This window comes from Vibrio sp. CyArs1 (assembly GCF_022432925.1).
GTDB classification, from domain to species: domain Bacteria; phylum Pseudomonadota; class Gammaproteobacteria; order Enterobacterales; family Vibrionaceae; genus Vibrio; species Vibrio mediterranei.
Window position 1 is genome coordinate 163,326 of the sequence record NZ_JAKRBO010000003.1, and the last position, 15,695, is coordinate 179,020.

11 protein-coding genes are annotated in these 15,695 nt (G+C 42.3%); 7 read left to right on the forward strand and 4 right to left on the reverse strand.

Annotated features, from left to right (window positions below):
• The first annotated feature begins 4 nt into the window (after window positions 1-4).
• Window positions 5-709 carry a 3'-5' exonuclease gene (locus tag MMA19_RS11330; RefSeq protein ID WP_110165266.1) on the forward strand — a complete coding sequence of 235 codons (705 nt, stop codon included), beginning with the start codon at window positions 5-7 and terminating at the stop codon, window positions 707-709.
• Between the two features lie 60 nt (window positions 710-769).
• Here the strand turns inward: MMA19_RS11330 and MMA19_RS11335 are convergent, their stop codons facing one another.
• On the reverse strand, window positions 770-1,456 hold the full coding sequence (locus MMA19_RS11335; RefSeq protein WP_006070275.1) for an oligogalacturonate-specific porin KdgM family protein: 687 nt from the start codon (window positions 1,454-1,456) through the stop codon (window positions 770-772).
• 1,252 nt (window positions 1,457-2,708) lie between these two features.
• Between MMA19_RS11335 and MMA19_RS11340 the strand changes: the two genes are divergently transcribed.
• Both MMA19_RS11340 and MMA19_RS11345 read left to right on the forward strand, forming a co-directional pair.
• The gene (locus MMA19_RS11340; RefSeq protein WP_038222000.1) at window positions 2,709-4,484 is read left to right on the forward strand and encodes a transporter; all 1,776 of its coding nucleotides are present in this window, start codon (window positions 2,709-2,711) and stop codon (window positions 4,482-4,484) included.
• Between the two features lie 122 nt (window positions 4,485-4,606).
• Entirely contained in the window at window positions 4,607-6,232 is a 1,626-nt protein-coding gene (locus MMA19_RS11345) for a polysaccharide lyase 6 family protein (protein WP_240206250.1), read from the forward strand.
• Between the two features lie 80 nt (window positions 6,233-6,312).
• Here the strand turns inward: MMA19_RS11345 and MMA19_RS11350 are convergent, their stop codons facing one another.
• Together MMA19_RS11350 and MMA19_RS11355 are read right to left on the reverse strand one after the other, a co-directional pair.
• Entirely contained in the window at window positions 6,313-7,209 is an 897-nt protein-coding gene (locus tag MMA19_RS11350; protein ID WP_240206251.1) for a GGDEF domain-containing protein, read from the reverse strand.
• 193 nt (window positions 7,210-7,402) lie between these two features.
• Entirely contained in the window at window positions 7,403-7,798 is a 396-nt protein-coding gene (locus MMA19_RS11355; protein WP_031493109.1) for a DUF413 domain-containing protein, read from the reverse strand.
• Between the two features lie 269 nt (window positions 7,799-8,067).
• Here MMA19_RS11355 and MMA19_RS11360 point away from each other — a divergent pair, with 269 nt between their 5' ends.
• On the forward strand, window positions 8,068-9,441 hold the full coding sequence (locus MMA19_RS11360; RefSeq protein ID WP_038222003.1) for an Ada metal-binding domain-containing protein: 1,374 nt from the start codon (window positions 8,068-8,070) through the stop codon (window positions 9,439-9,441).
• A complete protein-coding gene (locus MMA19_RS11365) occupies window positions 9,438-9,914 on the forward strand; it encodes a methylated-DNA--[protein]-cysteine S-methyltransferase (protein WP_063602988.1) in 477 nt (158 codons plus the stop codon). Before MMA19_RS11360 ends, MMA19_RS11365 begins: the two co-directional genes overlap by 4 nt.
• 423 nt (window positions 9,915-10,337) lie before the next feature.
• Here the strand turns inward: MMA19_RS11365 and MMA19_RS11370 are convergent, their stop codons facing one another.
• On the reverse strand, window positions 10,338-11,885 hold the full coding sequence (locus MMA19_RS11370) for a DUF3612 domain-containing protein (RefSeq protein WP_081411533.1): 1,548 nt from the start codon (window positions 11,883-11,885) through the stop codon (window positions 10,338-10,340).
• 155 nt (window positions 11,886-12,040) lie between these two features.
• On the opposite strand from MMA19_RS11370, the gene MMA19_RS11375 reads away from it, so the two are divergent.
• On the forward strand, window positions 12,041-12,613 hold the full coding sequence (locus MMA19_RS11375) for a malate synthase (RefSeq protein ID WP_006070283.1): 573 nt from the start codon (window positions 12,041-12,043) through the stop codon (window positions 12,611-12,613).
• 160 nt (window positions 12,614-12,773) lie between these two features.
• Window positions 12,774-15,677, forward strand: coding sequence for an HD domain-containing phosphohydrolase (locus MMA19_RS11380; protein WP_240206252.1), 2,904 nt, complete (start codon window positions 12,774-12,776; stop codon window positions 15,675-15,677).
• The last annotated feature ends 18 nt before the right edge of the window (window positions 15,678-15,695 follow it).

Genomic DNA, 15,695 nt, shown 5'->3' on the forward strand with positions numbered 1-15,695 from the left:
CGTGATGAATCAATTTCACGTTTATAACCATTATCTCAAGCAAAGGCAGCGATATCTCGCCAATCAAAAGATACCCAATGAGTTGAGAAACTTGTTAAGTGAGCAACCGCCGAGAATGGAGGTATTAGCAACAGAAGTCGAGTACCTAGTGTTGGATTTTGAAACGACTGGGTTAGATGCCAATACCAACACCATTCTTAGTTTAGGTTGGGTAGAAATTGCCAACTTTACGGTCAATGTTGCTAGTGCAAAACAGCTGTTTATTGAGTCGCCAAATGAGGTTAAGGCGGAAACCGCGGTCATAAACCATATCATGCCTGAAATGTTGCAAGATGGAATTTCATTAGATTCTGCGATGACACAGTTATTTCAAGCAGCAAAAAACAAAATACTGATTGCACACGGTTCGATGATTGAAGCGGCATTTGTTGATGAATATTTAACTCAGAAGTATGGAGTGTCAGATCTGCCAGTGATGTGGCTGGATACACTAGCTATTGAAAAGTCGATGGCGTTAGCGGTGAATAAAGATGCTGAGATCGATGTTCGTCTGTCTGAGACTAGGAAGCGATACGGACTACCTGAGTATAATGGGCATGAGGCCTTAATTGATGCTATTGCAACTGCAGAGTTGTTTTTGGCTCAGTCGACTCGACTTTTCAACAAACAGCACCCTTGTATTGGAAAATTGTACCGACTAAGCCAATAAGGGGGTAAAAAAAGAGGTGCCTATCAAGACACCTCTTTTTACTGATTCTTGAATTACGTCTTAGAAACTGTATGTGACACCCAGTCGGCTACGTAGTTCGCGGCGATCTGTAACAGAATCGACGTTCACATCACCAAACTCAACGTACGGTGCCCATTGGCCGAAGCTACGACGTGCTGTGGCGTTTAGCTCGTAGTTTGTGTCTTTGCCGTTGTACAAGATATAACCATCTGTCGCTGCTTTATAATAGTTACCTTCAAGTCCAAAGCGCCACTCGTTTACTGAATAATTGATGTTAGCCGTTAGACGATGACGGCGTTCATTTTGTGCGTCTTCACCGTTGTTTTGACGAATGTCATAACGATAACGACCACTTAAGCTGAGTCCTTCAACACTATCCAGTGCGTAAGTCACGCGAAGCTGTGGTTTGTAAGTCATACCCGCCGAACGAGCTTCGATAGGCATACCTGGTTGGATAGTCCAGTTGTCGTTAATCTTAAAACGATAACCTAAATCCAGCTCCCAACCATTATTTTGCAAGTCTTTAAGAAACGCGCCATCTTCTCCTTTGAACTTTAACTCACCGCTATAGTAGAAGTTACCGATGCTGTCTCCCATTTTGATGCGCGTCGCATGTTGCTCCGTTGTGTGCTTGTACTCAGTACGTATATCTAAAGAAGCTGCGCTTACCGCTGCTGTCGCGAACACAGAAACTAATGCCACTGTTACTTTGTTTAAAGTGCTCATCTTATTTAACCCTTAAGATTTTCAGTTTGTGGTAATGTATGACAAATATGATAAGGAGTTTTCTATGTTTTTAATGTGATACGGATCGGGATTGGCCGTCCTTTGGCAATGCCTTTCATACGGTTTACTGCAATAAATTAAACTATGCTATTGATATATAAGTTTTTATTTGTTTTTGTGTAGTTATGCCTCTATCGAATTTAACAATAAGATATGTGATGTAGGTAAAGTAATTTTTATATATATTTATACTATTAAATCACAATAGTGCTGTGGTGCGGTTGATTTTTATCCAATTGAAGCCTTCGAATTATCCTATTGAGGGAGGTTTCTACTTCCAACTCGAATACCATTAAAGTTGGAATGTTGTCGAATAGATTTGCTCTCAGACCACAGCAACAAACTGTTGGTGATTTAGTTTGTTGTTAATGATGGGATAGAGACAGAGTATGCACAAAAATACACTCACGACTTTTATAAATACTACAAATGTGCAGATTTTGACGTGTTGAAAGAGAAGTGACAGTATCAAAAATACTTGGAAGAGAGTTTTCTATCGAGACTTAGGTTGAGAGGTTTGAGAGTTAAATTGTTTCATTTCAGTGTTTTAATGTGATTTTTTGATGTGGCAGTCGCGGAAGAGTTCTACACCTTTCCAAAACATGATCCATGTCGCATTAATTTTATTTGTAATACATTAATATTAATTTGCTTTGATAGAGCACGACACGAAGTGTCAGAATTAGCTTGGATGTGGCAAAGCAGCCAAGCGTTCAGATTATTCCATACGACCCCAAGCGAATGGGATGATTCTCCAAAACCTACTTGATAAGTATAAGAGTGTTGTTTACCACCTCACTCAAACACCCCCGGAGTTAATGTCGACGTCACTCTACATTGACAATGGATCTCCTAATGTCGTTTTAACCCTCGCATTATTACAGGTGATGCGAGGGTGTTTTTTATGTCTTACAATAAATTGTCTCAATTACTTATGCTTTCCTTAACTTATAAATCATTCGTTTAGGTTATGGTTTCATTTAACTGATTGTTTTTGCTTTTAAATTGTGGGTTTTTCTCTCGGTTGTGATGTAGATCTCGATATTCTTTAAAATATGATACGGATCATATGTAATACAATAATGATGGTTAAATAAACGATCTTGTTCACGTAATAATTATATTGTACTACAAATTGTAAGGTGTGGACGTATAGTTAACGTAACCGAATAACATATCAAAAGGTTTCAAGATGGATCTCAATACCCTAATTGTAGGCATCTATTTCCTATTTCTTATAGCAATAGGCTGGATGTTCCGAACATTTACTAGCACTACAAGCGACTACTTCCGTGGGGGCGGTAGCATGCTTTGGTGGATGGTTGGTGCAACGGCATTTATGACGCAGTTTAGCGCTTGGACATTTACCGGAGCTGCGGGCAAAGCGTTTACCGATGGTTTTGCCGTTGCCATCATTTTTATTGCCAACGCATTTGGCTATTTAATGAACTACCTATACTTTGCTCCTAAATTCCGTCAGTTGCGTGTCGTCACTGTCATCGAAGCGATACGTATGCGTTTTGGCAAAGTAAATGAACAGGTATTTACGTGGTCAGGGATGCCTAACAGTGTTATCTCGGCAGGTATTTGGCTGAATGGTCTCGCCATCATCGCTTCTGGTATTTTTGGATTCGATATGACCACAACCATTATTCTTACCGGCCTTGTGGTTCTTGTCATGTCTGTGACCGGTGGTTCCTGGGCCGTCATTGCCTCTGACTTCATGCAAATGGTCATTATCATGGCCGTAACGGTAACGTGTGCAATTGTTGCGGTTTATCATGGTGGTGGTGTTTCAAATATCGTTGAGAACTTCCCAACCGAGTCATTTGTTACCGGTGATAACCTCAACTATTTAAGTATCTTCAGTATCTGGGCTGTATTTATTTTCCTAAAGCAGTTTAGCATTACTAACAACATGTTGAATTCATATCGCTATTTGGCTGCAAAAGACTCAAATAACGCTCGTAAAGCTGCACTTTTGGCATGTGTGTTGATGACGCTTGGGCCAATCATTTGGTTTATGCCTTCATGGTTTATTGCAGGTCAAGGTGTGGACTTGGCGGCACAATACCCAGAAGCTGGTTCTAAAGCGAGCGACTTTGCGTACCTTTACTTCGTTCAAGAGTATATGCCAGTGGGCATGGTTGGTCTTTTGATTGCAGCGATGTTCGCAGCGACCATGTCTTCCATGGACTCTGGTCTGAACCGTAACTCAGGGATTTTTGTTAAGAACTTTTATGAGCCGATTCTGCGTCCAAATGCCAATGAAAAAGAGCTAGTCGTGGTTTCTAAGCTGACGTCTACTTTCTTCGGCATTGCTATTATTCTAGTCGCGCTGTTTATTAACTCCCTTAAAGGTCTAAGCCTTTTCGACACTATGATGTACGTGGGTGCTTTGATCGGCTTCCCAATGACTATTCCTGCATTCTGTGGTTTCTTCATTCGTAAAACGCCAGATTGGGCGGGTTGGGGAACGCTAGTCGTCGGTGGCTTTGTCTCTTATTTCGTCGGTTTTGTCATTACGGCAGACATGATTCAAAACTGGTTCGGTCTTAATGAGTTGACTGGTCGTGAATGGGCTGATTTAAAAGTCGCTATTGGTTTGATTGGTCACATGATTTTCACCGCAGGTTTCTTTGTACTCTCAACGTTGTTCTATAAGCCTTTACCTGAGCATCGTGAAAAAGACGTCGACAAGTTCTTCAACAATCTGGCGACACCTCTTGTGGCAGAAAGTACTGAACAGAAGAAGCTTGACAATAGACAGCGTCGTATGTTGGGTTCATTGATCGCCGTTGCTGGTGTTGGTGTAATGGCGATGTTCGTCTTGCCAAATCCATTGTGGGGGCGTTTCGTGTTTGTTCTGTGCGGCAGCATCGTCTTTGCAGTCGGCTTACTGCTCGTCAAAGCAGTGGATGACAAAGTGGAAAGTGCGGCTGAAGCCAACGTAGCTACCGAAAACTAGAGTGCTTTATTCATAAATATTGAGCGGCTGATTCCAGCCGCTTTCAACCTTTCTAATGCTTGCAACGTTCAAGCAAGTCCATTGTTAAATCTAATCCAACAAGAATTCATAAAGAGAATCACATGAAAAAAAATGTCCTCGCTTTATCTTTAACGGCAGTATTCGCCTCAGTTGCGCTGGTTGGTTGTGGTAACACGAATGTTGACACTACTCACGCTAATAAAACAATGCTTCAAACGTCTGTGCCGATGGCGTTTAATGAAGTGACACGCGATTACCTTTTGTCGAGTGACAGATTGGTTGATGTTGATGGTGCGACACTGGAGTCCAAATCAGACCAACAGGTTAACGCACTTAAATCTCAACTTGAGAATGCAAAAGATGGTGAGGTGATTACGATTCCAGATGGAAAATATACCAATTTGGGGCATGTAACAATTGCGGCAAATGGTGTGACGATTAAGGCCGAAACTGCAGGAGCGGTTTGGTTTACGGGTCTGGTTCAATTTGAACTAACAGGTAACAACGTGACGCTAGATAGCTTGGTGTTCACCGAAGGCGGCCCGGCGGAACGTTTCGGCGGAGTTCGCATGATGGGTAACGGAAACACACTGCAAAATTCCACATTCTATTACTTCAATCATGATTATGCGTACGAACCTGATGAGCGTCGTTCTGAATATCCTAAATACCTGTGGGTGTCCTTATGGGGTAAAGATGGAAAAGTCATCAATAATCGATTTGAAGGAAAGCAAAAACGTGGCACTTTGATTGGTGTTCAGAAAGATGAGACGCCAGATAACCACCTTATTGCTCATAATATTTTTGTTGATCAGAAACAGAACCAGTTTAATGAGTTAGATATAAAAGAAGCCGTTCGTTACAACGGTAACAGCTGGGAAGCGATTCGAATTGGTGACTCGAAATCTTCGCAATGGGATTCTAGTTCTAAGTTTGTCGATAATTTGCTCGTAGATATGGATGGAGAACGTGAACTTATCTCGATCAAGTCGGGTGATAACGAGATTTCGGGTAACACAATATTCGAAAGTGCAGCGTTGATTTCATTGAGACATGGTAAAGGTAATAAGGTAGAGAACAATGTTATTCTTGGAAACAAGAAATTGCTAACAGGTGGTGTGCGCATCTACGATGAAGATCATGTGATTCGCAATAACTACTTTGCTAACACACGTGGGCGTGATGGACTAATTGAAGGTAACGCTGATCTTCGAGGTGGTATTGTCATTAATACAGGGATTATCGACGTAAAAAACGGCGAGCAGCTTGACCAGTCTGTAAAAGGAAAAGAGCTAAACAAGCAATGGACACCAAAGAACATCGACATAGAGAACAACACGTTTGTTGATACCGAGTGGGGCATTGTTTACGGTAATCAATCTCACCGTGTTAGCTTGTTCAATAATGCCGAAGTAGACAATATTTTTGCTGGTGTTGATATTCGATTTAACAACAATGTCGTCGACAATTCACAAAACCCAGAGTTTGTGAGTGTACGAGCTACAGAGCAGTTTCCTCTGGTTGATGCCAGTTACCATAATGAGTTTTACACCTCAACTATAGTAGGGCAAGAGCAGTTAGAAAATTACTCACTAACACTTCCAAACATGTCCTTGGAAAACGGGTTTAATCAATACCAAGGAGCAGGGGCAAACACCTCTGAGTTGCAATTGATTACCGCTGATAGTGCGGGGCCGACTTACGTATTAGTGAATAGCAACAAGTAACCTGTCAGGAAATTTCGTAAGGTAAAGTCAAAGCGGTCAAGTGGCCGCTTTTTAGTGGTCGAGTACTCTGTGCTGATCGGCTAACTTAATACCATACTTTGATTTCTACCTCGGCTCTTTGCAATGTACAACGCGTCATCCGCTCTTGAAAAAATATGATTATTTCGCTCTTGATAGCGAGCTTGGGTTACGCCAACGCTCAATGTTATCGAAAAGGTCTGCTGTTCATAGTGGAAAGGCGTATCGGCTATGGTACAGCGAATGCGTTCCGCAATCTCGTAAGCCGTGTGTTCTTCAATATCAGGTAGAAGCAGTGCGAATTCTTCGCCACCTACTCGGGCGAAAGTATCATCAGGCCGAATGATATCTTGTATTCGAGCAACCACTTCTTTTAGCGTGTTATCCCCAGCTAGGTGTCCATAGGTATCGTTGACCTTTTTGAAGTAATCAATATCCATCAACAATAAACAGTGTGGGGTCGTGCTTTTAGTTATGGTTGCTAATGTGGAGAAAAAATAGCGGCGATTAGCTATTTGTGTGAGTGGATCGGATTCACTCTGTTTACGGAGCTTTAGTTCAAGGCGATGGCGCTTCGATATGTTTCGAGTGAGCCAACAAACTACCCTTTGGTTTTTACAGGTAAAAGAAAGCGGAAAGATCTTGCCCTCAAACCTTAATGTGCCTGCTGGACCCGATTTGGGGTCAATGCCGTTAAGATCTTCAACGCATAGATCATATTCGACAGTCATGACCTGATTATTATCGAGTGATGTGATGATTTGACTGATATACCAGTCGGCTTGCTCGGAAGGCATTACCGAGTGCAGAGTTTGCCCAATCAGTACACTGCCGTCATGATACGACTGAGTATCAGTCCCGCCAAGAAAATCAACATATTCTCCTTCTTCACTTATTATGAAGACAGGGTCAGGTAAACAAGAAAGCACCTCATATACTTCGTCTAATTCAGTAAGCATGCTCTTCCACGAATATTTTTATAATTTACTTTATTAACAATAGAGTATATAAGCAAAAAATAAATAATAAAGGTGATAGAAAAAGCTGAGGTTGAGATCGAGAAATAGGTTTAAAAGCTATATGTGACAGCTAGTTGTATAAGCTATCACATATATTTACGACAAGCTGGAGAGCCTTGGTTTTCCTGTAAAACTAGTTGTCAGAATCTATATTCTCATCAGTTATGTCATCACTGAGCACATCTGAATCGTCATAGTCCACATCTTCATTGATTGTCTCTGGCTCAGATTTCTTACCATTTAATGCATGAAACCTTTTCCTATCGCGTGCAAGGTGTATGTATTTCAACCATGTTTTTTCTAGTTTGCTCTCTGCATGACTTTCGTCTTGGAGCACTTCTAGAAAGTGTTTTTCTGAATCCGATTCCGGAGATAGCTCGCCACTTTCTAGCAAACTCATCGTATCTCCAAAGCGAATCAAGATATCTTCTTCAGCTAAAGTAAAATCGCCAGATTTAGCAAATCCACGTCGAAACCGCTTGTTATCGTAAAAAGGTCTCTTTCCAAGACGAAAATCTACATTTGACATAGCCACCCTCATAAAATGACGTTAATCATCGAACTCAGCCTCAGTATAGACAGAGGATGTAAGGTTTTTAAAATTCTACCCATCGATTTTTTCAACGTTTTTTGGTTTGTTCATTAACTCATTGGTTAGACGCTACTTTTACTTGGGTTTTTTAATATTGTGTGATGGTTTGATGAAGATTTCATGTCGCCCTTGAGTTCCGAAAGTGGCTAGTAAGATGCAAAATGTGCGTTACACTGGCGATAGAGTAGGCAAGGTTAGAGGCAGGTATGGAGTCACTTAGTAGAGAGCAATGTTCTGTTGCCCGATTATCAAGGGATCCAAGGTTTGATGGCGTATTTTTTGTGGCAGTGAAGACAACGGGCATTTTTTGCCGCCCTATTTGTCCAGCAAACTTGCCACGAGAGGAGAATGTTGAGTATTTCTCTACGGCGCCTGTAGCGTTGCAGGCAGGATATCGACCTTGTTTGCGCTGTCGTCCGGATAGTGCGCCTAATTCGTGGGCCTGGCTTGGTAAAGAAACCAGTTTTCGACGAGCATTAAGTTTGATCGAGCAGGGGGCGTTACAGCACTCCAATTTGGAAACGTTGTCAGATAGGCTCGGCGTTACCAGTCGATACTTAAGACAACTATTTCAAAACCACCTGGGTATGTCACCCAAGGTGTATGCTCAATATCATCAATTAATGTTTGCCAAACAACTGCTTCACAACAGTTCACTATCAATAACTGATGTTGGCTTTGCCAGCGGTTTTAATAGTACTCGACGATTCAATGATGCCTTTAAGAAGTATCTTAAATTGACGCCTTCAGAAATGAGGCGTCACCATGCAAGGCAAGATGACAGCGGTCGCAATGTGATTCATTTGGCTTACCGAGGTCAATATCACTGGGAGTCGTTACTCGATTTTTATCGTTTAAGAGCAATAGAAGGCGTAGAAGAAGTGACGCAATACAGCTACGCTCGTTATGTGGAGATTGATGGTAGTTTAGCTTGGTTCAAGTTACACGCTGATGTTGAGGGCAAGCAAACAATCAAAGTGGAATTTGAATTGGAAGATGTCACAAAACTGTCTTGGTTGATGAGCAATATAAAAAGAGTCTTTGATTTAAACACCGATGTGGCTTTGATTGAAGAGTTGCTATCGAAGTACGACGACCAATTAGTTATTAAATCAGGGCTGCGGCTTCCTGGTGTGTGGTCGACTTGGGAAGCGGGTGTTCGAGCTGTAGTTGGGCAGCAGGTTTCGGTAAAAGCAGCTATAGGGCAGCTTAACTTGCTGACTGACACTTTGGATCATACGGTATCTGGGCAGCGAGTTTTTCCTAGTGCGGATATCGTCGCCCGTTCCGACCTTAGTTTTCTTAAAATGCCAAACAGTCGAAAAGAGACATTAGCCCGGTTGGCTCATCATATTACCAATTCGCCCGAGGACACACCAAATAACTGGCTGGCTCTAAAAGGCATAGGTCCATGGACCATTAGTTATGCAAAGATGAGGGGAGCCTCCGAGCCCAACTTGTTTCTTGATACAGATTTGATCGTTAAAAAATACCTTGCTGAGCACCCACAATTGAACGCTGCGAATGTGTCACCTTGGGGAAGCTACGCTACATTACATTGTTGGAGTCATTTTTCATGAACTACTACCTAATAACACCAAGCCCACTTGGGGATGTCACTATTCAAGCGAACGATGATGGTCTGCTAGGGCTTTGGTTTGAAGAGCATACTACATTGCCCGATGTTCTGGGCTCACTAGCTCCCGAGCATCCAATTTTGGCTGAAGCTTCTAAACAGCTCTCTTGTTACTTTGAAGGCAAGGTACAGTCATTTGATCTCCCCTTAGCAGCTGAAGGAACTGATTTTCAAAAGCTTGTTTGGCGAGCATTGTGTGATATCCCTTTCGGAGAGTCGATAAGTTACCAAGAGTTAGCGAATCGAATAGGCAAACCTAAAGCCGTAAGAGCCGTTGGAGCTGCAAATGGAAAAAACCCCATCTCAGTTATCGTTCCTTGTCATCGCGTAATTGGGAAAAGTGGTACATTGACAGGCTATGCTGGCGGAGTTGAACGAAAAAGAAAGCTGCTGGAGCTTGAAGGAATTAAGCTCTAACACTACAGAGAACCTAAAATGTTGGAGCATTGTAGGGTATTTAGTCTCTTATCTATTGGTACTGTTTTATAAATAGCAGGTTGCTTAGATACTGATTTCATATTGCTATGGTTTTTTTAATGCGTTTTTGCAAATATAGAGAAGGGTCAATTGCAAAATGCAACTGTATTTGCAAAATGAAAATACCATATGAGTATGGTTTACATGAAATCGATACTTATCTGACCAGAATTATCTGAAAACAACGATTTAAAAAGTTGGCACGCTTGATGCATTACTTAGAGCGACCCTTTTTAAGCCGAGGGTCACCTAGCCAACTGACGTTGTTAGTGAACCTCTATTGTTCACACTTGTATATAGCCAGTCACACTATTTGGTGGCTGGCTTTTTTTATTTTTAGGCTAAGAGCTAAATCACTAAGGCTTACACAATATCGCCTAGTTCAACTCCCTTACTTTCAGCACAGCCTTCATAACAGCTTGGTTTTCTCGGACATGCTGCTCCTCTCGAACAAATTAACCGTGCATCGCCTTCAATACCTCGTTCAACCCAATTGATATTGAGGATTTTAGCCACTGTTTGCAGATCCTTTTTGATAGAACGAGGAATGCTGACACTGCCACCCCCTTCGACACATGATCGTTTTAGTTCACTGGCTATCTCCAATGCGTTGCCGCCTTGAGCATCTATCGCAGGATTTAGATCAATACCCGCGCAGAGTACTCGATTATTTCCAGCCGGGTCGGTCATGTTGATGGATTCACAGCAATAAATACGAGGTTCATCACCCACATTAAGAATAGAGATTTGTGCAGAAGAGCCGTTTTGAGGTTCAGATAAGCGCCTAAATACCGCCCAGTGTTGACACGGGTCGTTCACCATCCGCATATTTCCCCATGGCAGCGGAATACCGTTTCCTCGGTAGACGGCTTTGAGCTTTCCAGGCCCGTAGGCGTCGAAATAGTGCCAATGTGGATAGGGAGATACCACGGTCATACGACGCATGGCGACAGACGGAGATACGCCTGCACGTTTGTGAACGTCGATTTCATACCCACTTCTGTCTAGTAGTTGTCTAAACGGGACTTTAGGGCAAAGTAGGGCTCCTGCAAAAAAGCTGGATTCAAAATCTCGCCATGCTTGCAAAATATCTTGTGAGTTGAGAGCAGATGTGGACTGGTTGGCTGCAGAGTCTTCCCAGCTATTGTGATGACCAACACTGAGTACGCTTTTCAGCCCTTCTTCACTGTGCAAAATTCGGTGTCCGATATAAACCGCTAGATCATATTTGAGTCTTGTTGGGTATGCTTTGAGTATTTCGTTTAGGTAGATGGTACCTGGAGGCTCAAAAAACGAGGTAACGAGTTGCTTAGCATTAATTCCTAACTCATCCACCACATCTTTCGGTGTGCGATTGACCCATTGAACTCGCAAACCTAAATCGCCAGCAATATCGATCAGATCTTCTACAGATAGATTCAATCGCTTCAGTCCCACTTCTTCTGCAGCCCGTTCTAGATCGGGAAAGTGGTTTTGCAAACTTTCTTGGTGAGCGCGGATCAAAAGATGGGCGAATTGTCTTCCGGTGATTCCGGTTTGCGACAACATTTCCGGAATGGCAATTTGCAGTATGTCGTTTGAAAATAAAAAGCTTGGCTCTAAAGCCATGCCACTGATGCCTCCGCGATTGCCTTTAACCGGAGTAATTTCTTCTTGCTCAGGCTCATTATCTAAAAACCATGCTGGATCTTTTTGGAAAACTTCGGCGATAACTTCAAGCATATCGATGCTTGGGACGCGTTTTCCTCGTTCAATCATCGATAGATACGAAACAGAAGGAGCGTACTCTGGGTTGATGCGAATACAACGCGCAGAGAGGTCTTCCATTGTTAAATGGTTGCGTTTTCTAAGGTTTCTTACCTTAGTGCCCAAAAAATGGGACTGACGGATTAGACTTTTTGACAGAGGCATTTTGTAAAATTCACATTGTAAAATTTTTGTTGTGAAATTGTAGTCAAAAACAGGCTAGTCTACAAAGTATACAAATCACAAAACGAATATAAATTTAAACACTTGTTTAGGATATTTGCTCTAAATAGAACAAAAGGCCGTATGAGGGAAAGACTATGAACATGCTGACATTCGATAAAACAGAACTACATAAAAACCACTCAACGTTTATCGCAGAAGCTGTCTTTGCCGTGGAAATGGTGAAAGCCGACGAGCAAATAGAGAAACAAAAGATGGCGAAACAGCTGCTTGATACTTTGTTTCCACTAGAAAATGGCTCACACGAAGACGTGGTAAGTTACGAAATAGATTATCGTCACGTGCAAGCTTATTTTAAGAATGGTGAGCATACGGGGTTGAAGCGCGCAAAACACTTTGTGGCTTACGCCGGTGATAAATGTGCTCCTGAAGCAATTCTATTCCGTGATGAGAGTGGGACACACGTAGAAGTGATGATGGGTAAGCGCAAAGGAACCGGTAATCTAGAGCTTGTAGAAATTGAAGATATCCAACTAGAAACGTGCACAACCTTCGGCCAAACAGAGCAATGCCATGCGTCTGGTATTCGCCATTGGGTTAGCCTAGTTCAAGGTGATGACCAAGGCCGTCCTAGAGCTTGTAGTGAAGACAAAGAGTTTACGGCGAAAAACGGTGACGATTATAACCTCGGATTTAGTTTCGCCTTTTAATACCCGCTAGCACTTTTACTTAAATACCGTTTTCCTTTGGTAGTGAAGCCCCACTTACGAGCAGTGGGGTATTTTTTTATATTATTTTTCTATATTTAACTTCTCGTCAATAGCTAACTCGACTAGTCTTATATTGTGTCAATTCAAAGTGTTAGTCGATATGCCAACCAGCTCGCAATCCAGTAAAAAGTTCACTCTGCCTTTGCATATTCATATCTCCGCAATTTTCGTCATTTTGGTGTTGGTGATAAGTGGTGTTCAGATATGGATTACTCAAACGAGCATGAATAAAGTTCTATTGAATGCGAATGAAAACTTATTTGAACGTATCGCCGGCGAGACACGCAGTAATATGTCCTATCACTTCGGCCCAGCATTTAGCATTGTCGATGCCTACTCAGCTGGAGAGCTGGTTCGGGAAGTAGACCCAGAGCAGCGTTTTGCATTTGTCCCGGAGTTAGTGTCGCTTTTAAGAGCAAATAGACATATCTTCTCGCTAAAAGCGGCGTTTCCTGATGGTGAGTGGTTAGCGGTTGTTCGTTTAGCGGATGATCGGATGCGGACTCATTTAGGGATTGACCACAGTGCAGAGTATGCGGCGTTAAACTTTAATACAGATACAAATAAGCTAGAGGTCAGAACTTACAGTGCTCACCTTGCCTTGCTGCAATCCCGTGAAATGAGTAGCCCGCTTCGCAACCCACGAAAATTAGATTGGTTTCGCACAGCATCGCTGGTACACGCTCACGTATCTAAACCATATTTTATGCCGGTACTGTCGCGAACCGGTATCACTATTCATCGAAAAGCAGCTAATGGAGCGGTGTTTGGAGCGGATATTTTATTGGATCAAGTATCTGAAGTATTAAGGGACAGTGATGAAAACCGCGATGCACTTAGAGTGTTGTATGACGACGACTTTAATGTATTTGCTTACAGCCGACCTGAATTATTTGAAGTAAGAGATGCTTTAAGACAGTCGGCACCTCTCAAGTTGGGAGAAATTAACCACCCTTTAATCTCAGGAACAACAAACATCGTTGAGTTCGGTCCGCAAGCCAAAGAAATCAACTATCAAGGAGAAAAGTGGGTAGTTAAAGTCGATAAGCTGCGCGGCACTCGTGACCAGCTATTTAACCTAGTGATGGCAGTAAAGTCAGAGCAGCTCTTGAAAGATGCCAATATTGTAGCGAAACGCTCGCTGATAGGTTCGTTCTTCGCATTATTAATCGCATTACCCTGCATTTACTATCTTTCGCAGTGGCTAGCACGGCCAATTCGTCAGGCTACTCAGAAAGCACGAGCCATACAACATTTCAACTTTGATGATGGTGGTCAGGAGCACTCTAGAGTCACTGAAATCAAAGCTATGTCGGATTCATTGACGGTGATGCAGGCGACAATAAAGCGTTTTCTTTCTCTGACCAATTCAATGGCAAAAGAGAATGACCTAGAGCGGATACTTGAATTGGTTTGTGTCGAAACCGCAGATGCAACGAGCGCAAACAGTACATATTTGTATTTGTTGAGTAAAGATGAGAAATATCTCGAACCTAAGTTTATCAAGCTCAAAACCAAAGGCATTATTGATATCACTACACAGCCGCGATTACCTCTAGATGAACCTAGGCTTGCTCAAGATGTAGAGGTATTTTTTAATCAAAAGCAACCGGTTTATTCTAAGTATTACGAGGCTAGGCCTTTTGTTGTTAAGGAAAATGAAACCGACAACTTATTGTTTATTCCTTTGATAGACCGCAACAAAAAAGTAATTGGTGGGCTGGGTTTAGGCTTTGATGAAGAGCATGAATCTCAAGTATTAATGGATAACAAAGAGTATCTAGAGACGTTGGTCGCATATGCCTCTGTTACCATTGAAACTCAAACAATGTTGGCTGACCAGAGAGCGCTATTGGACTCATTCATTCAAGTGATGGCAGGAGCTATTGATACCAAATCACCCTATACCGGCAACCATTGCCAGCGTGTTCCAGTGTTGACTGAAATGCTGACTCAAGCAGCTCAGGACTCTACTAAAGGGTCTTTCGCCGATTTTTCAATGAGTAAAGAACAGTGGGAAGAGCTGCATATTGCCTCTTGGCTACATGACTGCGGGAAAGTGACCACACCTGAGCATATTATCGATAAGTCCACCAAACTGGAGACCATCTACAATCGAATTCATGAAGTCAGGACTCGCTTTGAGGTATTAAAGCGCGATGTAGAACTAACCACTTATCGAGCTAAATTTAGTGGTCAAATAGATAATCAGCACTTGGAAGCGATTCGCTTGGCTCAGGAAGAGTTAGATAAGGAATTTGCACTGATTGCTGAAATCAATTTGGGCTCTGAGTTTTTAGATGACGACAAAGTAAAACGTTTAGAAACTATTGCTCAAAGAACATGGCAGAGCACGATTGATCCTAGATTAGGTCTTTCATGGGAGGAGCTCGCACGTTATTCGGACAATCCTTTTGTTGAAGGTAAACATGTTCCCGTGTTGGCAGATAATGAATCGCACTTGGTTGCGTGGGAAAAAGCGCCTCTTCGGGAAGAACGTTTTGTTTTAAAGGCTGGTGAGCATCAAAATAACCAAGGTGAGATGTACAACTTAACCATTCGCAAAGGCACGTTGAACCCTGAAGAACGCTACATCATAAACAGCCATATGATAGAGACACTGCGAATGCTAGAGAGCTTGCCATTCCCAAGACATATGAAAAATGTGCCTCTTTTAGCTGGCAGTCATCATGAGAAAGTGGACGGAACCGGGTATCCATTAGGTTTGAAAGCCAGCGAACTTCCCCTCCCTGCTCGTGCCATGGCTATCGCTGATGTTTTTGAGGCACTAACAAGTTGTGACCGACCATACAAGAAGTCAAAGATGCTTTCTGAAGCCATTAAAATCATGAGTTTTATGGTCAAGGACGGACATTTGGACCCAGCTTTGTTCAAACTGTTTTTAACCTCTGGTGTCTATCGTGACTATGCGCAGGCGCACATTGATAGCAAGCAAATAGATGACGTAGATATTTCTCAGTATGTGGAGGAGTTAAGCTACTAAAATCGTTGGCGTAACCTA